At 63.8% G+C, this 21,514-nt stretch carries 18 protein-coding genes and 1 pseudogene; 6 read left to right on the top strand and 13 right to left on the bottom strand.

The genetic code is table 11. The features are described 5' to 3' along the window. Positions 1 to 336 precede the first annotated feature (336 nt). Together ACYQR9_RS21160 and ACYQR9_RS21155 are read left to right on the top strand one after the other, a co-directional pair. Positions 337 to 1,292 (top strand): IS630 family transposase gene (locus ACYQR9_RS21160; RefSeq protein ID WP_461227386.1). Its coding sequence is split into 2 segments (ribosomal slippage): positions 337 to 676 and positions 676 to 1,292, totalling 957 coding nucleotides; the frame shifts between segments, so codons are not numbered across the junction. 206 nt (positions 1,293 to 1,498) lie between these two features. Further along, the gene (locus ACYQR9_RS21155; RefSeq protein WP_461227931.1) at positions 1,499 to 1,825 is read left to right on the top strand and encodes a hypothetical protein; all 327 of its coding nucleotides are present in this window, start codon (positions 1,499 to 1,501) and stop codon (positions 1,823 to 1,825) included. 142 nt (positions 1,826 to 1,967) lie between these two features. Here ACYQR9_RS21155 and ACYQR9_RS21150 read toward each other — a convergent pair whose 3' ends face one another. Both ACYQR9_RS21150 and ACYQR9_RS21145 read right to left on the bottom strand, forming a co-directional pair. Further along, on the bottom strand, positions 1,968 to 2,741 hold the full coding sequence (locus ACYQR9_RS21150) for a pirin family protein (protein ID WP_461227930.1): 774 nt from the start codon (positions 2,739 to 2,741) through the stop codon (positions 1,968 to 1,970). A 1,167-nt stretch (positions 2,742 to 3,908) separates the two neighbouring features. Next, positions 3,909 to 4,376: a hypothetical protein gene (locus tag ACYQR9_RS21145; RefSeq protein WP_461227929.1), complete on the bottom strand. Its 468-nt coding sequence runs from the start codon at positions 4,374 to 4,376 to the stop codon at positions 3,909 to 3,911. A gap of 416 nt (positions 4,377 to 4,792) precedes the next feature. Here ACYQR9_RS21145 and istA point away from each other — a divergent pair. From istA to ACYQR9_RS21130, 3 genes and pseudogenes are all read left to right on the top strand, one after another. Beyond that, positions 4,793 to 6,280 (top strand): annotated as a pseudogene (gene istA, locus ACYQR9_RS21140) (IS21 family transposase); the annotation flags it as partial. A gap of 8 nt (positions 6,281 to 6,288) precedes the next feature. Further along, the gene (gene istB / locus ACYQR9_RS21135; RefSeq protein WP_279601257.1) at positions 6,289 to 7,023 is read left to right on the top strand and encodes an IS21-like element helper ATPase IstB; all 735 of its coding nucleotides are present in this window, start codon (positions 6,289 to 6,291) and stop codon (positions 7,021 to 7,023) included. Between the two features lie 164 nt (positions 7,024 to 7,187). Continuing rightward, positions 7,188 to 7,442 (top strand): hypothetical protein, encoded by a 255-nt coding sequence (locus ACYQR9_RS21130; protein ID WP_461227928.1) that lies wholly within the window; start codon positions 7,188 to 7,190, stop codon positions 7,440 to 7,442. 199 nt (positions 7,443 to 7,641) lie between these two features. On the opposite strand, the gene ACYQR9_RS21125 is transcribed toward ACYQR9_RS21130, so the two are convergent. The 3 genes from ACYQR9_RS21125 to ACYQR9_RS21115 form a co-directional block, all read right to left on the bottom strand. Then, positions 7,642 to 7,839: a hypothetical protein gene (locus tag ACYQR9_RS21125; protein WP_461227927.1), complete on the bottom strand. Its 198-nt coding sequence runs from the start codon at positions 7,837 to 7,839 to the stop codon at positions 7,642 to 7,644. A 101-nt stretch (positions 7,840 to 7,940) separates the two neighbouring features. Then, positions 7,941 to 8,165 carry a hypothetical protein gene (locus ACYQR9_RS21120; RefSeq protein WP_461227926.1) on the bottom strand — a complete coding sequence of 75 codons (225 nt, stop codon included), beginning with the start codon at positions 8,163 to 8,165 and terminating at the stop codon, positions 7,941 to 7,943. Positions 8,166 to 9,572: 1,407 nt separating this feature from the next. Next, positions 9,573 to 9,773, bottom strand: a complete 201-nt coding sequence (locus ACYQR9_RS21115; RefSeq protein ID WP_461227925.1) for a hypothetical protein — start codon at positions 9,771 to 9,773, stop codon at positions 9,573 to 9,575. A gap of 223 nt (positions 9,774 to 9,996) precedes the next feature. Between ACYQR9_RS21115 and ACYQR9_RS21110 the strand changes: the two genes are divergently transcribed. Then, positions 9,997 to 10,998 carry a sensor histidine kinase gene (locus ACYQR9_RS21110; protein WP_461227924.1) on the top strand — a complete coding sequence of 334 codons (1,002 nt, stop codon included), beginning with the start codon at positions 9,997 to 9,999 and terminating at the stop codon, positions 10,996 to 10,998. Positions 10,999 to 11,268: 270 nt separating this feature from the next. Here the strand turns inward: ACYQR9_RS21110 and ACYQR9_RS21105 are convergent, their stop codons facing one another. The 8 genes from ACYQR9_RS21105 to ACYQR9_RS21070 all read right to left on the bottom strand — a co-directional run bounded on the left by ACYQR9_RS21105 (position 11,269) and on the right by ACYQR9_RS21070 (position 20,758). Further along, positions 11,269 to 12,732 (bottom strand): HWE histidine kinase domain-containing protein, encoded by a 1,464-nt coding sequence (locus tag ACYQR9_RS21105; protein WP_461227923.1) that lies wholly within the window; start codon positions 12,730 to 12,732, stop codon positions 11,269 to 11,271. Between the two features lie 51 nt (positions 12,733 to 12,783). Continuing rightward, positions 12,784 to 13,002: a hypothetical protein gene (locus ACYQR9_RS21100; protein WP_461227922.1), complete on the bottom strand. Its 219-nt coding sequence runs from the start codon at positions 13,000 to 13,002 to the stop codon at positions 12,784 to 12,786. A gap of 119 nt (positions 13,003 to 13,121) precedes the next feature. After that, on the bottom strand, positions 13,122 to 16,118 hold the full coding sequence (locus ACYQR9_RS21095) for a PAS domain-containing protein (RefSeq protein ID WP_461227921.1): 2,997 nt from the start codon (positions 16,116 to 16,118) through the stop codon (positions 13,122 to 13,124). A 120-nt stretch (positions 16,119 to 16,238) separates the two neighbouring features. Next, positions 16,239 to 17,243 (bottom strand): HWE histidine kinase domain-containing protein, encoded by a 1,005-nt coding sequence (locus ACYQR9_RS21090; RefSeq protein WP_461227920.1) that lies wholly within the window; start codon positions 17,241 to 17,243, stop codon positions 16,239 to 16,241. A gap of 308 nt (positions 17,244 to 17,551) precedes the next feature. Continuing rightward, the gene (locus ACYQR9_RS21085) at positions 17,552 to 18,085 is read right to left on the bottom strand and encodes a BLUF domain-containing protein (RefSeq protein WP_461227919.1); all 534 of its coding nucleotides are present in this window, start codon (positions 18,083 to 18,085) and stop codon (positions 17,552 to 17,554) included. Positions 18,086 to 18,197: 112 nt separating this feature from the next. Then, the gene (locus ACYQR9_RS21080; RefSeq protein ID WP_461227898.1) at positions 18,198 to 19,532 is read right to left on the bottom strand and encodes an IS1182 family transposase; all 1,335 of its coding nucleotides are present in this window, start codon (positions 19,530 to 19,532) and stop codon (positions 18,198 to 18,200) included. Between the two features lie 96 nt (positions 19,533 to 19,628). Continuing rightward, the gene (locus ACYQR9_RS21075) at positions 19,629 to 20,048 is read right to left on the bottom strand and encodes a BLUF domain-containing protein (RefSeq protein WP_461227918.1); all 420 of its coding nucleotides are present in this window, start codon (positions 20,046 to 20,048) and stop codon (positions 19,629 to 19,631) included. 101 nt (positions 20,049 to 20,149) lie between these two features. Then, positions 20,150 to 20,758 (bottom strand): cobalamin B12-binding domain-containing protein, encoded by a 609-nt coding sequence (locus ACYQR9_RS21070; protein ID WP_461227917.1) that lies wholly within the window; start codon positions 20,756 to 20,758, stop codon positions 20,150 to 20,152. Positions 20,759 to 21,514 lie beyond the last annotated feature (756 nt).

The following is a 21,514-nucleotide window of genomic DNA, read 5'->3' as shown; positions in this document are numbered from 1 at the left end:
TATCCCTGGCCTCATTGGCCGTCGCATCGGTCGTCAGCATCGGCGCAATGGGACAATCGGCCATCGCCAAACAAAGTGACGCTTACCGTCAGCAAAAGGCGTCCTTCCGATACTCCTGCCGCCCGCCGCTCAAGTTCGCTGCGGGAGCATGCGTCAAACGCTGCCCTGCCGGCTACCGGGACACGGGACACTACTGGCGCTTCAGGAGCATGAGCCGGTAGCCGGCAGGGCGCATCGACCCATCCTAGAGCGGTGTCCGATCGGCTTGAATCGACCGGGGTTTCGGGGGCGGCGCAGATGTGATTCGATGCGCGGCTTTCCGAGGAGGAGAGCCGGATGCCCTCAGCCCTGTCAGTCGATCTGCGTGAACGGGTCGTGATGGCGATCGAGGCAGGAGCCTCGCGCCGGGAAGCCGCCAGACGGTTCGAGGTTAGTCCGGCTAGCGCCGTGCGCTGGCACGAGGCCTTCATGCGGGAAGGACGCACATGGGCCAAGCCGATGGGCGGCGATCAGCGCTCGCACGCCATCGAGGCCCAGGCTGGCCTGATCCGGCGGACCTATGAGGCCAAACCGGAACTGTTCCTGCGGGAGCTACGCACCCATCTGGCCGAACGCGGCCTGCGGGTCGGGGTCAGCAGCCTGTCCCGCTTCTTCAAGCGCCACGGCATCACGCGTAAAAAAACACCGGCCACGCCGCAGAGCAGGATCGAGAGGACGTGAAGGCCGCGCGCCTGGCCTGGTTCGAGGGCCAGCTCGACCTCGATCCAGACCGGCTCGTGTTCCTGGACGAGACCGCAACCAACACGAAAATGACGCGTCGCTACGGATGGGCGCTGCGTGGCAAGCGCTGCCGGGTGGCCGTGCCGTTCGGTCACTGGAAAACCATCACGGTCACAGCGGGACTGCGGGCCAGCGGCCTGACGGCGACCGCGCTCTTCGACGGCCCCATGACCGGGGTCCGCTTCCGCCGCTATGTCGATGAGACCCTGGCGCCGACTCTGAAGCAGGGTGACACAGTCGTGCTCGACAACCTGCCCGCCCACAAAGTCAGCGGCATCCGCGAACGCATCGAGGCGGCCGGTGCCCGCCTGCTCTACCTGCCGGCCTACTCGCCCGACTTCAATCCGATCGAACTGGCCTTTGCCAAGCTCAAGGCCTGTTTGCGAGCCCAGGGCGCCCGCACGGTTGTGGAACTCTGCGACACCATCAAGCAGGCCTTCAGGCGCTTCACACCGAATGAGTGCCGCAACTACCTCGTGGCCGCAGGCTACGATGCTTTCGATCCAACCTGATCGGATGCCGCTCTAGTTAGCCCATCTCCCAGGAAACGGCAGGCTCCGCGGCACGAGGAACTGGCCCGCGAACGGTATCCTCGGCGTACGACCCCGCCGTCTCGGCCAAGCGCCCCGTGATCCCCACCAACAAGACCCGACGTTCGCGGCTCCCGCGCACGACCTTCCCCCCACGATGGCATGTTGCCCACAAACGGAGAACGGACATGAAGCGCACTTCAATCTCGACGGTCGTCCTACTCGGCATGACGTTGGCGGCCACCCCAGCCTTTGCGATCACCGTGATGAACCAGGACAAGGGAGAGCAGACCCTAACGGTCGACAAGGGTGAGACAGAGACCGACCAGAAGCTCGCGGCGGGTGCCACGACCGAGGTCGAATGCCAAGGTGGATGCGAACTCCGCGTTAAGGGATCGGGCTACGGACGGTCGGTCGAGAAGGGTGACAAGCTCGTCATCAAGGACGGCATGATCGGCTTCGTCGGGGAAACGACCGGTTCCACAAAGACCTCGAAGGGCGACAAGGCCAAGTAGCTACGCTTCCGGTCGGATCGGGCCTAATTCTGACCCGGCCGGACCCTTCCTTGGCGGCTACCGACGTCGCCGCCGGTCCTTTCGACCTCACGCGGCAGGGATGAGCCAGCCCGGACCGCGCGCAGCCCACACGTGTGTGGGTTCAGCGGAGCGCTTGGGCACCCATTCGATGGACGGTTTCGCCATCCCCAACTGTGCCGCCGCGGCAGACCTGGGCATTCGCGTCGATGACGAAGGCCAAGACCACCGCGTCAGCGTTGGCCTCCAACCGGATATCCCCGCCCTCGACCGCCAGGCCGCTTTCGGCCTCGTCGAACGTTTGTCCGTCGGCTGCCACGCATCCGGTGAAAACAAAGAAGTAGGTCGTTCGGCCAGGCTCAGTCGGCACAGACGTGGTTTGCCCAGCGGCGAGGCGGATATCGCGGCAATCGACAGCGTTGCGCACCTGGAACGGGGCCTCGTCCCCAGACGGACCGAAAACATGTCGCCATTCGTTCGCATGTGGCTCGGGAAGCCGGCCATGCTGGATGCCGGGATCCAGACCTTCTGCGTACGGCCGGACGAAGATCTGTAGCATGCGAAGCGGCGGGTCGTCGTTGCGGGTACGCTCCTCGTGCTGGAAGCCGCGTCCCGCATTCATTACCATGAGATGGTCGGCATCAATCGTCAGGTGGTCTCCCTCAGGGTCGTCATGGCGCATCACACCAGCCGGGACCCAGGAAACGATCTCGTCCACGACATGCTCGTGGAGCTTGATATGTGTTCCCGGCGCTAGAAAGGATTCCATGATCGTCGCCAGGGGGCCGAGACCGTGGTCCTTGTTCCCAGGGGCAAGGTGACCCGGAAAATACGCTCGGGCGGAAAACTGACCGCTATCGATGGCATTCTTTGTCGTGCGCGTCGCCTTACGGATCATGGTGGGATTGACTTCCTGGCTGGCCAGACGGCCGCGTGGACGTGCCGGACAACGCGTTCGCGCCGGTGCAAATGCCATTACCCTCCCGGACGAGTAAGAACCCCAAAGACCCGGGCGGATGGCCTTCGGATCGTTAGTCCACAAGCACTTTTGAGCAGTAATGGGGCTACGAGGTCCGACCTCACCACCGGCGCACCTAAACGGATCTCCCAGGTGCCGGGACCGCCATCGTCTGGTTCCCGGGCGCGATGTCCTCGCGGGCGACGTAGAATTTCATTCCGTTTCGACACGCCACAACGACGATCCAGTTATCGGGGGCGGCGCTTCGTTGCTCGGATAGCTCGGATGTCGAGATGCCGTTGCAAGTCTTAAAACGCGCAACCTTGTGCGCGGCCTCCTTGCGGAGGCGGTTGATCCCCGGAAGTGCTTCCGCACCCCACTTCGTTGTGATCCTCGGGTTCGCTCTAGCGGTATATGGAACGTAGGCGCTCGGGTCGACTTTGGCGTCGCCTGCCCATGCACTGGAGGCCAATAGGAACGCAGCTATCGTGCTCATCGAACGCGTCATGCAGGATTTCCTGGCCGTAGGGACGGAAGACCGACACAAGGCCGGACCCTGGACAATCGATCAAGACAGGCAAATGGCCCTTTCGGACGATCCCGCTTGAAAAAGGGAGCCGTTCCCTATCCCAACGAGAACGGTTTTTTTCCGCGACTAATGACGTCTGGCCGGAGCCGAGCAAACCCCACACGGCGAGGGACTGCTAGGGGCGCCCCCGCATTTGGCGGGCGAACCATATCAAGCTCCGTAGCAGCCACCATCGGCGAGTGCCTCATGCCCCGTGCCCAGCCGGCGCATGGCATCCCGGCACCGTAGCGGCGCAAACTGCCATTCGGCAGGCACGTTGCTTGAATCTACGCCCGCATCGCCCGAGAAATAAGCCGGCCGTGCGTTGCTCGACATCACAGGACGAACGATCAATTCACCGCTTGCTCGGCGTTCACTGGAGGATCCAAGCGAGGACGGCGGAACGCCGCGACACGGGTATGGCGTGCCCGAAGAGATGTGCACCGGCAATTTGAACCAGTTGCTGTTGAAGATCTGCTTCCCGCGAGCTTCCGTCCCATCCCAGGCGTTGCGCCAAACTAGTCGTGAATGCCCCGAGGTCACGTAACCCCAACGGCATGGACCATGCGGTGGTCGTGACGATGCTCGGTTGGCAATCTCGGGAAACAGTCGCGTAGAGCTTTTCGAGGGATAAGAGGGTGGCTCTCCAGCTCCTCGACCCATGCGCGCGGCAGGCAGCCCGTCAGGGTAGGGCCCAAGAGCCTCGCGCCGTCATCGGCAGGCACAACCCAGACAACGGCGCGACGGGCGGAAACGAGGCAGTGGGATAGGAGCCTTGGCGCATCGCGTCGAGTGAGGTCGTTCTCGCACGACAACACCAGGTCATAATCGCCGGCGCCGGTCGCAGCATCCGTGCCGGCCGATCGATCCTGAAGGGTACGAGAGAGCTCACCGGACACCGCCCCCATCTCGGCGACCGTGCCGTAGTCGAGGATGAGGCGGGCAATCAATGACGACATCCTGTCCAGGTAGTCCGAGCCGCGCGGTGTGGGCTCGTAGAAGTTCATATCCGTTGCCGATGTGGTTTGAGGCTGGCCAATCAGGGAAAGCAATTAGGACATGACCACGACGGTTGGGAGCGAGGGAACATAGGTTGCGAACCCTCCTGCAAATGTCACATAATAACGTTACTTTGCGATCTGGATTCGGATGACGGACGGTCCATCGCAGTGTTCACATGTCCCGGCACCCAAAAGTTCGCCGTATGCCGGTTAGTCCCGGTGCTAACTACGGATAACTCTGCCGCGGGGTTAGGGGTTCGAACATTGGCTGGCGACCGCGTGGTTGCCCGTTCGGCGTCGCTGGATGTGTTTCGGCGTGCAACTTTGACCCCGTGAGGCGGGGGATCGGCGTCCAATTCTGACCCCCTAACCTCGTTCTCGCAGACTGCCCTCCGGTACGGCTGGAAGGGTGGTGTAGGGGGATGAAGGGCGTGGACACGATTGCGCGCATCCGGCGCGAGTTCTTCAACCGCGGCCGCGCAATCAAGAACATCGTCCGAGACCTGCACGTCTCCCGCAACACGGTCCGGAAGGTCGTCCGGTCGGGGGCCACCGCCTTCGCCTACGAGCGTGAGGTGCAGCCGCTGCCCAAGCTCGGGCCGTGGCGCGACGATCTCGATCGGATGCTGACCATCAACGCCGGCAGGTCCGTCCGCGAGCGGCTGACGCTGATCCGGATCTACGAGGCGCTGCGCGGGCTCGGCTACGAGGGCGGCTACGATGCCGTTCGGCGCTATGCCAAAACCTGGAAGCGCGAGCGCGCCTCGGTCACGGCGCAAGCCTTCGTGCCGCTGTCGTTCGCCCCGGGCGAGGCCTACCAGTTCGACTGGAGCCACGAGATCGTGCTGATCGGCGGCACGACCATGACGGTCGATGTCGCCCACGTCCGGCTCTGCAACTCGCGCATGCTGTTCGTACGAGCCTATCCGCGCGAGAGCCAGGAGATGGTGTTCGACGCCCACGACCGGGCGTTCGCGTTCTTCCAAGGCACCTGCCAGCGCGGCATCTACGACAACATGAAGACCGCGGTGGAGACGATCTTCGTCGGGCGCGAGCGCGCCTACAACCGCCGCTTCCTGCAGATGTGCTCGCACTACCTCGTCGATCCGGTCGCCTGCACGCCGGCCTCGGGCTGGGAGAAGGGGCAGGTCGAGAACCAGGTCGGGCTGGTGCGCGAGCGCTTCTTCACCCCGCGTGTCCGGGTGAAGAGCTACGAGGAGCTGAACGCGCTCCTGCTCGATCAGGTGATCGCCTACGCCAAGGCGCATCCTCATCCCGAGGAGCGCGAACGCACCGTCTGGGAGCGGTTCGAGGCCGAGCGGGCAGCCCTCGTTCCCTATGCTGGCCGCTTCGACGGATTCCACGCTGTCACCGCCTCGGTGTCCACGACCTGCCTCGTGCGCTTCGACAACAACCGCTACTCGGTCATGGCCTCCGCCATCGGTCGGCCGGTCGAGGTGCGGGCCTACGCCGAGCGCGTCGAGATCCGGCAGGACGGGCGCGTCGTCGCTGAGCACGAGCGCGCCTTCGGCCGGGATCAGACCGTGTTCGATCCCTGGCACTATGTCCCCGTGCTCACCCGCAAACCCGGCGCGCTCCGGAACGGCGCACCGTTCAAGGACTGGGTGCTGCCCGCTGCCCTCGACCGGGTCCGACGCAAGCTCGCCGGCAGTGCCGGAGGTGACCGGCAGATGGTGGAGATCCTCACCGCCGTGCTCGGCGACGGGTTGCCGGCGGTCGAGGCGGCCTGTGCCGAGGCCCTACGCGAGGGCGTCCACTCGGCCGACGTCGTCCTCAACATTCTCGCCCGGCAGCGCGAGCCGACCCCGCCCGTCACCATCCTGACCCCCGAGAGCCTGCGGCTGCGCCACGAGCCGGTCGCGGATTGTGCCCGCTACGACAGCCTGAGGAGCCCCCCATGATGGAACGCCAGAACATCCTCGCCACCATGGGCGAGCTGAAGCTCTTCGGCATGAAGGCCGCCTACGACGAGATCATCAAGGTCGCGCTCAAGCGCACCCACGAGCCGCAGCAGATCGTCGGCGACCTGCTCCAGGCCGAGATCTCCGAGAAGCAGGCACGCTCGATCCGCTACCAGATGACGATCGCCAAGCTGCCCCTGGCCAAGGACATCGCCGAGTTCGCCTTCGACGGCACCCCGATCAACGAGGGTTTGGTACGCGCGCTCTCCGGCGGCGAGTTCCTGGCTCACCAGCGCAACGTCGTACTCGTCGGCGGGACCGGGACCGGCAAGACCCACCTCGCCATCGCCATCGCCCGGGCCTGCATCCGGGATGGGGCGCGGGGCCGGTTCTACAACGTCGTCGACCTCGTCAATCGGCTCGAAGCCGAGGCGCGCGCCGGCCGGCAGGGCCGCATCGCCGACCACCTCGCCCGGCTCGACCTCGTGGTGCTCGACGAACTCGGCTACCTGCCGTTCGCGCAGTCGGGCGGCCAGCTCCTATTCCACCTGATCAGCAAGCTCTACGAAACCACCTCGATCGTGGTCACCACCAACCTCGCCTTCGGGGAATGGCCGAGCGTGTTCGCCGGCGATGCCAAGATGACCACGGCGCTGCTCGACCGGCTCACCCACCATTGCGAGATCGTCGAGACCGGCAACGAGAGCTGGCGCTTCAAGAACCGCGCCTGAGGCCGGCACACACGTCGTGCCTGCTGGACCCCTGATCAGCCCGGCTGCGCCACCCCGACCCGCTTCGCCGGGCTGATCAGGGGCGTCCCGCCATACCCATTCAGGGGGTCAAAGTTCGACGCCGATCCAGGGTCAATGTTCAACGCTGTTTGACATTCGAGGACATGAGACTGGACATCGTGGCCGCCGAGCAGGCGCGCCTGTACGACGTCGCCTACGCAAGCCTGAACCGGCATTGGACCAGCCGGGGGGCGACATCCGTCGGTAGTATCACCCGTATCTGCGAACTGGTCTATGCAAGGGCTGCCGAGCGCCCTCAATCGGACTGGAAGGCCGTCGTCTCGGAAGCCACTGCCGAAGCCGGCTTCCACGTGCGATGGAACGGTGACGAAGTGATCGCGCTTGACGCGCGGTCGTGACAACGACCAGGGGTTCGATCTGGCGCGCAGGGCCAATTTGGCCGGGGATGTCATGCATCAAGACGGCACTCGGCTGACGAGATGTTTCGATCTGCGGCCGGTTATGGCTAGACGCGCGTCCTGACGAGATCGAACCGGTAGCCGTCGTCAGACGTCCCGCAAGCATCTGTCATCGTTCGGCAGATTCACACCGTCTTTATCAGGCCGCCTCAGGCACGACTCTCAGCGCGAGAATTGCCTCGGCCTCGAAGAGGGCCGCTACGGCCCTACCGAGCCTGTTCAGCACGACCTCATCCATCATGACCGGGAATGCCATCTCCAACGCCCGTGTAGCTCCGACGATGGCCGCCCGCGCTGCCGGCGAGCGCGGCGTACGTCGAATTTCGATGATGGGCATGGAGCATCCTTTGGGGCTTCGAGTATGCGCTCTGATTGGCTATTTGCCTAAGCATATTGCGGATTGCCCCGGTGGGCTGCCCGCCGGTCAGACGGACTCCGTCACATCCAACTCCCGTTGTTGATCCGTCCCCTGATCGGCTGCCGCTCCGCTAAGGTATGGGCTTGGGCGATCCCAGCCGCGAGGGCGACGGAGGCGGAGGGGTAAGAGCCCGTGGACCGGTACGGGTGGTAGCCCGCCGTCGTGATCGACCATCGGAAGCGGCCCTTCTCGCTCCGGCAGGCCGAGACGGCCACGCTGTGGTCGGGCAACGAGGGAATGCGCATTGTTCCGTCATCCCACATGGGACGGCCACGACCAAGCGGTATCGGTTCTCGGTAGTGTCTCAGTTTGAAATTTGCCTTTTCGACGGATGCCTCACGAAGCAAATGTACTAACGACGCGAATACCCATGTGCCTCGTCGCATAAAGAAGATAGCGTGACCGCTTATCGACTGACGAATCAGGTGTCGATGACCGAGCGACGTGGGCGCTCCTCTCACGAGAGGAAGAAGTGCCTTGGCTCTCCCCGTACACCTAAACACTGTTTTGATGACCCACACTTGTCCGCAGTGTTATGCGCAGCTGGAACATAACGGTTTTTGGTTCCGGGCAATACGATCATATCGCTGCATCCAATGCGACGTGATAGTGCCGCTGGGGTACATCGAGAAGGTAACCCTTTTCGCCTCGTATGCCTCTGCCAACCGCAAGCCAGATTAGGCGTTTGTGGTGAGGGCAGGTCGGCCGTTAGTGTTTTCAAGACGCCATGTGTCGATTCTGCGGCCGCTGGCCAGGGCTTTCTCCCTGTAGAGGGCGGTCCCTCGGCGAAAGCACCAGCGGCCCCCTGAGCGAGTTCAATTTGACTAATCGAATTCAGTTTTTAGAAATTATTCGGCCATTTTGATTTCAAACAGTATTATCATAAAATTCAGGAAAGCATCTAATAGCTCTGTGCATTATCATACGGAAGGGCTACGGTTGCGTATCACCGGCTCTACCCTTGGCTCCGATGACTGAGAGAGTCGTGCGCTCCCGCCTCCACTAGGAGAGCGATGCGATGCCCGATACTCCACTATCCCGCGTGGTCCATTTGACCCAACGCCGCCCGGTCTATCGTGCAATCCTGCTTGAGAAAGACGGCACCGTCCTCAATGCATGCCGTCTTTTAGCAAAGAATGATGAACACGCATCGGAGGTCGCTAAGGCAATGATGGGCGGACATTCTATAGAGTTGTGGGATGGGTCGCGATTTATAAAGTATTTTCCTCACGTCGCTTGACGACAAATGAAGGCACAAAATGCACAGTCATTATTGCCTCGATCCTAACGATTTGGATTTTTCGGGGCCGCTCCATGTAACTTTCGAAGGGGCATATCCAAACATTAAGCTTCTGTCCGCAACGGACATTCATAAATCTAACATACTTTCAGATCTATATATTGAACAGCGCAGAGACATTAAGCGCGAGATTGCTGTATATTTTCGCTTCGATCAAGTCAGGCGCCCATAGGACGCTTTAGGTTATTGTTTTCCGATAAAGCCCGCGCTTACCCGGCGCGGGTGCTTCGTTCTTCTTAGGGACGGAGCCGTAATTCTCCGGCTCCTCCTCGGTGGCGATGCGCATCACCTTCACTGCGTTGCCGATAGCGTCAGCTGGGCGCTTCTGGCCCTCGGGTCCGGTGGGAATAGGCTACGCACCGATCTTTTTGATAAGGCTGCTCAGTTCGTCCAAAGCCAAGCCAATTAAATCTGCTTGAGCTTTGATCTTAGCGGCATTGAGATCAGCTGCCGCGTCTGATGACCACCAGATCCCACCATCCATACTGCGGAGCATTCCGGTCAGGCGTTGATGCTGTAGAGCTAGAGCGTCTATCGCACTCTGGTTTTTCATTGGTCGTTTTCCTGCTTAGCGCCAAGCATACGCTAGTGGGGGGCTCGACGCGAGGGACCGGAACGGAAACGCGGGGCTCAACCGTTCGGGATCAAATTTCAAACTGAGACACTGCCCGGTTCTCGCGTAGGCTACTTGGCAAAGGCTGTCGGAGAGCCGCGGTGCGCTCATTGACACGGCCGAGCTCGGGGACCTTATGACCCTAGCCTGCAGGATGCATCCCGTGACGATAGAGACCCCGAGCCCAGCCGCGTGGACGGCGGATCACCTGCGCCTCGCCGTCGACGCGGCGGGAGTGGCGCTGTGGTCCTGGAACGTCGACAACGATTCCTTCACGATGGACGCGCGCGGCTACGGCCTTTGGGGGGCCCCCCTCGACCGAACGGTGACCTTCGAGGACCTATCGGCGTTCATCCACCCGGCGGACCGCGACCGGGTTCGCGCGGCCTTCTCGGCGACCCGGGCCCTCATGGGCACCTACGAGATCGATTTCCGCATCATGCACGGGAAGGACGTGCGCTGGGTCTCGGCCCGGGGCCAGGGCAACGACCATAACATCGTCGGTCGGACCATGTTCGGCGTTTTCCTCGACGTGACCGGCCGCAAGCAGGCCGAGGAGGGCCATGAGCTTCTCGCCGGCGAGATGAGCCACCGGGTCAAGAACCTGCTCGCTCTCGCTTCCGGCCTGACCGCCATTACCTCGCGTTCGACGACGACCTCCGTCGACATGGCCCGCGAGCTGACGCAGCGCCTCACCGCCCTGGACCGGGCCCACGACCTCGTCCGGCCGCTGCCCGGCAGCGAGGGCAAGGCCGCGCTCCTCGGCGACCTGATCGCGATCCTCCTGGCGCCCTACGACGACATGGGTGCCTTCAGCGGCCGCATCCGCGTATCGGTGCCGCGGATGGGCGTCGGCGAGGCCGCGGCGACGACCCTGGCGCTCGTCGTGCACGAGCTCGCCACCAACTCCCTCAAATACGGCGCGCTCTCGGTTCCGACGGGCACTCTCGACGTTTCCTGCTCCTCGCAGGCGGACGTAGTCGTAATCGCATGGACGGAGAGGGGCGGGCCCGAAGTGGCCGAACCTTCTGGGCCCGGGGGATACGGAAGCAAGCTTCTCGAACGTGCCATGACCCGACAACTTGACGGCTCGATCCACCGGGAATGGAATACGGCCGGCGTCGTCGCCACCCTCACGATGAACAAGGCCTATCTCTCTTCCTGAGACGTGCGGTCCAGCCAGCCGGCAGACCCGCATCGAGCCGGAGTCGGTGTAAAGGCCGGCCTTGCCTTCAGCACCGGCATCCTACTTGGTTTGCGCCACGCCAATGGTGCGTCGCTCGCACGATGCTAGAGCGGCATCCATTGCCTGGGGGTATCAGGTGTAATTCATCGTGCATCACGGCAACACTTCACGGTAGTTCCCGACCGAAGTTCGGTCGGGAACTCAAAGGTGCTGATCGAACAGGGACGGTTCCGGCCCTCATCCTGCCGGTCAGGCCGCGGAGAGAGTTTGACCCGAGCCCTTCCGGAACGAGGTGAAACGGTCCTGCTCGTCGAGCGGCACATCCATGACGCAGCTCAGCCCAGCGGCGTCGAAGTCGAGATGCACCGTTCCTCCGAGCTCATGGCTGATGCCCCCGTTGATCAGGCGCGTGCCGAACCCCCTGCGGTGGGGCACTGTGACAGCCGGCCCGCTACTCTCGCGCCATTCCATCACGAGCCGGCGCGCGCCGCCCTCCGTCGTCGCCACGCGCCACGCGATGTCCACGCGCCCCGCCTCATCGGAGAGAGCCCCGTACTTGGCGGCGTTCGTGGTGAGTTCGTGCAGCGTCATGCCGAGAGCCAGAACGTAGCGCGGCGGCAGGTCGAGGTCGGGACCATCGATCCGGAACCGGTTTTCACTGCCATCGAGAAAGGGGGCGAGCTCGTTCTCCAGCACCGTCCGGAGCGACGCCCCAGTCCAGTCGTCGCGCGAGAGCAGGTCGTGGGTCTTCGAGAGTGAGATGATGCGTCCCTCAAGCCGCTCGCCGGTCTCGTCGGTCCGACGCGACTGGCGGGCGAGGGACTGAACAGTTGTAAGCGTGTTGCGGACCCGGTGGTTGAGCTCGTGCAGCATCATGGTCTGACGCTCCTGTAGGAGGTGGCTCCGCGAGATCTCGGAACGTAGCTCGCCTTCGTGCTTCTGCAGCGAGATTGCCATGGCGTCGAAGGCCTCCCCGAGTTGGCCGAACTCCGAGGGACCCGAGAGCCCAGACCGCGCGCCGAGGTCGCCGAGCCGCCAGGCAGAGGCAGCCTGCAGCAGTCGCTGAACGGGACGGCGTATGAAGGCGCGCCCGGCAAGGAACGCAGCCAAGAGTGCAGCGAGTGCACCGAGGATGATGAGGATCACCCCCCGTTGCGTCGCCGCGTCGATGTCGGCGAAGGCCGCTTCTGGCGAGAGACCCACCGCGACCGTAATGGCATCGAGATCGTCCGGCGTCGCAGCGGCAATACCCGTGATTCGCATGTTTCCGCGCAGGCCAGGCAAATCGATGACCTTGCCGCGGCTCTGCGAGACTGCCAACCAGAACTCGGGTGGAAGAGGCTTGCCGACCCACTCGGCGTGATCGGGTAGTCGGAGTAGGATGGAGCCGTTCCGGTCCGCGACGGTCAGCGTAGCATTCGGGGGGAGCCCGGCCCGTGCCTGGTGTCCTGCAAGATGATCCAGGTCGATGCTGGCCACGACGACTCCGACCGGCTGACCATCGGATCCTGGTATGGCCTGGGCGAACTGCCAGGTTGGCCGCTTGGTGATCCGTCCGGTCACGAACCCTCCGACGGTGAAACCGCCCGTCCGCATCGCGTCTTGGAAGTAGCCGCGGTCGGCTAGGTTGTACGCTCCGCGCGCAGTGCCCAGGGTGTTGCAGACGATGCTCCCATCCGTGTCCGCCACCCCGAAGAAGAAAGCGCCGGGCACCTTTCCGAGCAGGGTCCTCAGGTAGGCCGTGCAGCTGAGCGGGTCCTTGCCCTAAATCTCCGGCACCTCGGCAAGGATGCCGAGAACCTGCCGGGTGCCGCGTCCGAACTGGCCTAGGTCGGCGGCGACGCTGCGGGCGGCGCGCATCGCCTCGCCTCGCACGGCCTCGCCCCGCGCGGAGCGGAGCGCGTACTCGTTGTAACCCTGGATGGCGAGGGCGGGCATGAGCGCGAGCGCCACAAGCCCGACGATGCGTTTGGTCAGAGGCATGAGGAAATCAACTCAGCGCCCAGGGCTCGAGCAGGCATAGAGGTTCGGCGCCCCAGTACATGGGCCTGGGTACTCCTCCGGCGAGGGCCATGCATTCCACGTCCACAGGGATCCGAGTTTCAGGCAGCAGCGACATCGAGGACCTCCTGCATGGAAGCCAGGGGAGCCTCCAGTCGGCAGATAAGGCCTGTGGGCGAGTAGGAGAGCTTGACCTCCCCGCCGACCTCGGCCGCGAAGCTCCGCTCGATCAACCGCGAGCCGAAACCTTTTCGCGATGGCTGGGCGAGGATGGGCGGCCCCCCTTGCTCGGACCAGGTCAGGCAGAAGCGCGGGGCATCGCCCTCGTGCACTACGTGCCAGCGCAGGTCCACGACGCCCGTATCGTTAGAAAGCGACCCATACTTGGCCGCGTTCGTGGCGAGCTCGTGCAGGGACAGGGCGAGCGACAGGGCGGCCTTGGCCGCCAGGAGGACGTTGGGTCCACTCGTACGGAGGCGTCCGCCCGCGGCCCCGACATGCACGCCGAGTGCTCCGTCCACCACCTCCGAAATGGGAGCGGCCGTCCAGCTAGCCGCGGTAAGGATGTCGTGCGCACGGCCGAGCGAGATCAGTCGGGCGGCAAAGGCCTCCCGCATCTCGTTGACGTCCGTCGATCCGCGTAGGGTCTGGCTGGCGATGGCCTGCACTAGGGCGAGCGTATTCTTGACCCGGTGCTGTAATTCGCCGGTGAGGAGCCGCTGGTACTCCTCGGCCTTCCTACGCTCCGAGATGTCCAGCATGGCGCCGATCATCCGAACCGCTTGCCCGGTTCCGTTGCGGATGACGTAGCCCCGGTCGAGGACGTAAGCGTAGGTATCGTCCGCGCGCAGGAAGCGGTACTCGTCGGTCCAGGCCGTTCCGATGCCGTCGATGACGGTATGGATCGAGGCGTCGATGCGGCCACGGTCCTCGGGATGGATGTGCCCGATCCACCAGTCGCCGGTCGGGTCCACAGCCTCAGGCGAATGGCCGTAGGCGGCCTGAAGCGCGTCGTTCCAAAGCACCTCGTTGGTGGCGAGGTTCCAGTCCCAAATCGCGTCGTTGGTGGCCCGAGAGGCTAGTCGGTAGCGTTCCTCGGTCTCGCGCAGAGTCTGCTCGGCCCGCCGGGCCTGGGTGATGTCGCGTGCTGTTCCGATGAGCCGAAGCGGTCGCCCGTCCTCGAATAGGGTCTGCCCCTTAGCGGAGACCCAGCGTTCGATCCCGTCCTCCGGAGAGATAGTGCGGTAGATGATGTCGTACGTGCCGTCGCCCTTCGGATCGATGGCGGCGGTGACCGCCGCGTCCGCCCTCTCGCGGTCGTCCGGGTGTAGGCGGGCGAGGTAGACATCGAGGTCGACGTTAGCATCGGGGCCCAGGCCAAAGAAGGAGCGCGTGCGCAGGTCCCACTTCAGCACGTTAGACACGAGGTCGAAGTCGAAGATGCCGGTGCCCGTCGCCTCTACCGCGAGTCGCAACTGCTCTCGTGTCTCGCGAAGGTCTTCTTCGACCTGGCGTCGGTCATGGATGTCGCTCGTATTCCCGAGCCACCCCACAACGGCGCCGGCGCCGTCCCGCATGGGCTCCGCCCGGATCAGGAACCAGCGATAGGCGCCATCGGCATGACGGAGGCGGGCCTCGGTGTCGTAGACGACCTCGCGCGAGCGAGCGTTATCCCAAGCCCTCGTCAGCCCAGGTAAGTCGTCGGGGTGAATGACGTCGGTCCAGCCGGACGGCAACGCCTGCTCCAGCGTCTGTCCGGTGTAGGCGTACCAACGGTCGTTGAGGTAGCTGAGGCTGCCGTCGGGCTTGCCAAACCAAACCACGGTTGGCGCAAGCTCGGTCAGGGTCTGGAAGCGCTCTTCTGCGACCTTGCGCTCGTGGATGTCGAGCGAGGTACCAATCCAGCTGCGCACATTCCCGTCGGCATCATGGACTGGGCGCGCCCGCGATAGGAACCAGCGATACTGGCCATCGGCACCCCGCAGCGGGAACTCGACCTCGTAAGGCTGACCGGATCCCGCCGCCGCCAGCCAGGCCCGGCGCGTCGGTTCACGGTGGTCAGGATGGATCACACCCATCCAGCTCGTCTCCCCGGTCTCGTCCGTGGGCAGGCCGGTATAGTCGTACCAATAGGCGTTGCAGTAGGTGACGTTGCCGTCCGCATCGCCGAACCAGACCACCTGGGGACTGACCTCGACAAGGGAGCGGTAGCGCAACTCGCTGGCCTGCAGGGCTGCGTCGGCGTCACGCTGCTCGGTGCGGTCACGCAGAATCTTCAGGAAACCGACGGTTCGACCGTCTTTCGACCTCAGGGGCATCATCTCGCCGGAGGCCCAAAACCGAGTGCCGTTCTTACGCATGTGCCAGCGCTCGTCGGGTGCGCTGCCGTTCTCCTCGGCCAGACGCATCTCGGTCGCGGGCCGTCCGCTCAAGCGGTCATCGGGCGTGAAGACCGCATCCAACCCCTGGCCAAGCATCTCGGCCTGCGTCCAGCAAAGGATCCGCTCCGCACCCGTGTTCCATCTGGTCACACGCCCCTCGATGTCGGTGGCCACGATGACGTAGTCCGTGGCGCTGTCGAGGATGCGCTCGTGCAGGAGGCGTTCCTCCTCCTGGGCACGCAACGACCGGCGCAGCTCCATCTGCGCCATGGTCTGACGCGCGAGGCGGGCAAGGCCCTTGCGCTGGCGCTCCGTCAGGTCGTGCGGCTTGGTATCGAGGACGCAGACCGTGCCGATGGGATGGCCTTCGGCGGTCTTGAGAAGGGCACCGGCGTAAAAGCGCAGGCCAGGGTTTCCGGTGACGAGCGGGTTGCCCTCGAAGCGCGGATCGCGGGTCGCATCGGGAACATACAGGAAGTCCTCCTGCAGGATCGCCTGCCGGCAGAACGACGTCTCCAGCGGCGTCTCGCGCACGCCAAGACCCACCTCGGCCTTGAAGAACTGGCGCCCGTCTCCGATCAAATTCACCACGCCGATGGGCACGTCGCAGAGTTCGGCGGCGGCTTCCGCGATTTCGTCGAAGTCCTGCTCCCGCGGCGTATCCAGCAAACGGTAGCGGTCGAGTGCACGAAGGCGTTCGACCTCCTCGTCACTCATTGTTGCGCGATCCATGAGAGGGTTAGGCACAAGCAGCCTGGATCGTTCCGATCAATGAGGATTCCGACGGCGGAGGCAACCACATTCGAGCTTTCCTGTTCGACGCAAGCCGGGACACCCTCATCGGCTTCGAAGCGGTATCGCGATGCTGATGCGAAGGCCGTCGTAATCCGCCGCAACGTCGACCTTGGCGCCTGTCTGCGCCGCAAGTATTCGATTGATCAGCCGCATGCCGAACCCTTCACGGGTGGGCAGCGCTGGCGGTGGACCGTCGTGTTCGTTCCAGACCCATGCCAGCCACCTGCCCTCCGTTCGATCCTCCACCGTCCAGGTCGCCGTGACCCGGCCATCCGGATGTGCCAGTGCCCCGTGACGGAGGGCGTTGGTGGTCAGCTCGTGCAGGGCCATGCCAACAGGCACTGCGAGTTCGGACGGAAGCCTCACGGACGGTCCCCCAAGCGTGATGCGCCCGTTCTCGTTGTACGGATCGAGCTCCGCCCTCAGCAGGCCCTCGAATGAGACGACCTGTGCTTGATTTTCGGTAATCAGGGCATGGGTCCGGGCAAGCGAGACGATGCGGTTTGTAAAGGCACGGCCGAACTCCGCCATTGTCATAGACGACCGCATGGTTGCGTTCAGGACAGCCTGGACGGTCGCGAGGTTGTTCTTTACGCGATGGTGGAGCTCGCGGACCATCATGGCCTGCCGGTCCTCGAAGGCACGGCGGTCGGTGACGTCGCGCTGGGCCGAGACCCAATGCGTGATACGGCCCTCGCCCTCCCTGACGGGGGTAATTAGCCATTCGACAATGTAGGTCGAGCCATCCTTGCGGTAGTTCAGCGCCTCGCCCTGAAAGGCCTCCCCGCACTCAAGCGATGCGCGAGCGCGGTCGAGCTCGGCGCGTTCGGTCCTGAGTCCTTGCAGAAAACGCGGGCTCCGGCCGATGACCTCGTCCAGTTGGTAGCCGCTTAGGCGAACGAAGGCGCCGTTCGCGTACTCGATCCGCGGACCGGGTTCGTCGAGGTCCGCCGTAGTAATCAATATGGCTTCCCCGGTCGCCTCAACCGCGGCCTTCAACAGCCTGAGATCGATATCGCCCGGCCCACTCGCTTCACCCAACGGCACCGCATACTCTCCCGCGGCCACGGAAACGCCGAGGCCCTGTCTACAGACCGGACGGGACGTAGGACCCGACCACAGAAATAGAACCCAAGTTAAACGACTCGGTTGCCGCGACGTACCATGTGTCACGTCCCCGCCTGTAATCTCGTGGATTGGAAGTGAAATCATCACGCTTGGTAGGTGTCGGGAGGGCTTGCGAAGTGTGGTATGCGGACCCTGTCCGTTCGCTCCAGAGCGGACCTTCAGCCTCTGACCCGACTTGGTCGTACGAGTTGCCTCTAGGTCTACTGGAAAGTGGACGTGGGTCCCGGTCAGCCCCGACCAAGCGGGTCGAGCGCGCCCGCATCCAGTTGTTCGAGAATGCGCATCAGCGCCAGGCGGTTGTTTTTGTCTTCCGCGTTGTCGAGCGCATCCTGTAGCACCAAGCGAATATCCTCGGCTTCGACCTTCTCCATGTCCCAGTCCGGATAAAGACGCTCGCGCTCTTCCTCGCTCTGGCTCAGCGAAACGATGTCATAATGCCGCTTGTCGCGATGCAGGGTCGCGATCAGTTTCTTTATCTCGGCGGCCGGCCCCTCGATCCACTGGAAGAAGACGCCGCTGCCGAAAACCAGCACCCCGGTGATGCCGTGTGCGAGATTGTTGCGCTGGGCCGCCTCGACGATGCGGGAGACTTCGGCATCGTCAACGCCTTCGGCAGCACGACTACAGTAGACAAAGTGGTACAGTGGAATGAGCGCATCGTCGTCAGAATCGACGCCGCGCGGGATGCCGTATTCGTCGAACATGAGTGAGCTCGCTTCATTTATGCCAGGGAGACCACGACGTCGCATGAAGGCGGCCATGGGGTGGATCTCCCCTGGGGCGTCGGTCACATCCGGCTAGGAGCCCGTCCGAGTAACGATTTTTCGGATTGAGGTCGGGGTTGAGATCAAGGCGAGCCCGCCCGCGTCATGCTCAGCGCCCGGCCTTGGCCAGCTTGAGGAGGTTGTGGGCGGTGCAGATCATCGCCCATTCGCCCCGGACCTGATCGAGCCCGCGGAGCAGGAACTGGCGGAAGCCCAGGGCCTGCTTGATCTGCCCGAATACCGGCTCGACGACCTGCTTCCTGAGGCGGTAGCGGCTCCGGCGGCCAGCCCGCTTCAGCCGCGCGGCCATCGCACGCATCAGGGGCGTCTTCGTCAGCTTACGACGCCCGGCCGCATCCGCCTCGCCGTGACGCGCCCGCCCCGGAGCGAGATAGGCGGTGATCCGCCGCTCCTTCAGCGCGGCCAGGTTCGCCTCGTTGGCAAAGCCTGCATCGCCCGAGACCTCGCGCGGCTTGCGCCCGAGATGAGCGCGGACGTCGTCGATGAGCGGCACGAGGGCGCGAGCGTCGGCGGCGTTCGTCACGAGGCGGTGGGCTACGATGATCTGATGCGCGGCATCGACGGCGATCTGCCCGTTGTAGCCCTGCACGAACCCGTCGCGGGTCGGCAGGATCCGGCTGTCCGGGTCGGTGAAGTTGCGCTGCGCCCGGTCCGGCGGACCGCCGTCCTCACCGCGCAGGGGCCGCCCCTGCCGGCGCATGCCCGAGGATGCACCCGGCCCGCTCTCGTCCTCGGGGTCGGGCGGATCGACCGCTTCCGCTTCCAGCGCGGCCTTGGCGGCGCGGATCGTCTCCAGCCGTCGCTGCTTGTCGGCCATCCAGTCCGGCGTCTCGTCGCCCCGTCGGTTCGCGCCCTGCACCGCATCCTCGGCCGCGTCCGCCTCCCGCGCCTGCTCCAGCCAGGCGTCGACTTCGGCGGCCAGCGCCGGCTCGGCCGTCTTCATGCGTCCGTAGCTCATCGCCTTGTGGCGGGAGGCGTTGGCCTTCACCTTGGTCCCGTCCACCGCCACGTGGGCGAACTGGACCAGACCGGCCGCGCGGCACAGGCGCAGCACCTGCACGAACAGGTCCGACAGGGCCACGAGGTGGCGCTTGCGGAAGTCGGCGATGGTGCGGAAGTCCGGCCGGTTCAGCCCGGTCACCGCCATGACGTCGACCCGCTCCTCGCAGGCCCGGGCGAGCTGACGCGACGAGTACAGGCCACGGCTGTAGCCGTAGAGCAGGAGCGCCACCATCATGCCCGGGTGGTAGGGCGGGTAGCCGCGCTCCTCGACGTAGGTGTCGAGGATAGCCGAGAGGTCGAGCGCTTCCCGCACCGTGTCGCGGACGAAGTGCGCCATGTGCCCGGGCGGCACGAACTCGTGCAGCGAGGGCGGCAGCAACCAGCCCTGATCCACATCCCAGGAGCGAAACACCTTGGCCATGAGCCGAGTGAATCACCCTCTGGCCTCGCCGTCGAGAGGATTACTCGGACGGGCTCCTAGCCGTCATCTATTTCTTGCAGCTTTTCGAGCCGCTCATTAGGCGCATGAAGCCTCATCGTGTTCGGGTTCAGATGCAAGGCGCTCGAATATTCTGAGAGCTTGCAAATGAGTGGCTTGGTCTAGTGCTCCGTTCGCAACTTCAGCCTGTGACCACATCCAAGATCGGGCTGGATCGTCACGCATAGCCCAGCGGGGAAACAATCGGTCCGTCACGGTGTGATAAGACAACCGCCTGATCTCCAAATGCCGGTCGTCCCTCAAGATCCGGGCATAGGTGGCATCGAGTGCTTCGGCCGAGCCCTCCAACAACTGCATGTAAACATCCGCCCTGCAGATGAGAGCGCCAGTGATCCCATCGCGTGCGTTGCATCGCCGCGATTGCGTCAGGATGCCATTGAGCATCGCTTGATCGAAACCAAACGGTCGTGAGGCATAGATGAGCTGAATGACGGACATTTCTGCTGGATCCTATCAGGCCGTCGGATCGGTAGCGGTATCTACATTCGGTCGGCCGAAGGCTCGAGGGATGAGACATCGCTGCGGCGATTGCAGATTTTTCAGGGCCTCTTCGAGCGCTCGGAGCTTGTAGACGAGAGCAGTCTCTGTGCGAGCAGTACGGCGGTTGCGGCATCGACCGCTGAGGCATCGGCACCGACGCGTTCGACATATTCGGGATGCTCAAGGAAGACGGGCCCCCCGACGATGACGCCGATAGAAGGGTTGAGTGACGCGCGTCTCACCGCCTGGATCGAGGCCGCGAGGTGATCGAGGTGGCTCTCCCGGCTCAGCGTCAGACCCACAATGCCAAACGGTTCAGAACCGACGAGATCGGCGATCTCCCTCGGGCTGGAGGCAAGGCCACTCGCCACATGCCATCCGGCCTTGCGCATGAACTGCTCGACAATTGCCAAGCCGAAGGTGTGGAGTTCGCCGGGTGCTCCCATCAGGAGGATACGGCGCTCGCTATCGTAGGGCGCGATGTCTCCGTCCGAGCGGAACGCGGCCAACAGGAACTGGAGTTGGGCGAGGCCGGCCGTGACCTCGATAAAGTCGCATAGATCGTCGTCCCACATGCGTCCCAACAAGGCCGCAGAAGGTGCCAGCAGGTCGAGGAACAGGTCGTCGACGCAATAGCCCTTGGCCATTAGGACTGAGAACGCGTTCATGACGGCCGTCACGTCGTGCCCGAGGATCAGATCGGTGAAGCCAGCGACCGTTTCCGTATTTAGCTTCGGCAAAACGTCCGACCGGACATGCCTCTCGCCACGATCGAGTAAGATCAGCCGGGGGATGATGTCCGTCTGAACGATGCGGCTGAGCGCCAGGGTTCGCTGGCGTGCCTCATCGACGGATCGTCGTCGTGCATAGTCCTCCCGGGCATACGCCGCTTCAGCGATCCCCGCCGAGATCAGACCCGCCCACTCCCGGTGCGTCGATCCTGGATCCAGCATTGCCTCATCCCTATGGTCCGGGGTTCGAGTCCCCGTTTGTTATTGACCGTCGTCCGGCGAGTACGGAACGCAAGAGAGACGCAAATGTACCAATTGTAAAGGAGGTAACTTTCCAACCGCAGCCAACCGATATCCGCAGTTTACGACGGGCAGAGAAATACGGTCTCATTCGCGTAGATACAGGGTTTCGAACGTCCGCCTCTCGTCGACTGCGGCCTAAAGCGGCCCGACCGCTCCCCACCCGACCCGGTCGTAGAGCGGACCATCTGCTACCGACCGAGGCAGTGTGAGAACGCGCCCCTCGCCACTGTGATTAGAAGTGATTCCTATAACAGGCCTCTAAAGTCGCTATAGATGCCCTCCTCAGCGACATTTAGCAGCCTGTCGTGGGAGATTATGCTCCGGAGTCGTAGCTTTCCGATGTTTTCACACAGCCTGGACCCATAGCAGACGAGCAGCCCGTTTGCCGGT

The sequence above is a fragment of the Methylobacterium sp. CM6241 genome (assembly GCF_054817845.1).
This window is presented reverse-complemented; position numbering and strand designations above follow the sequence as displayed.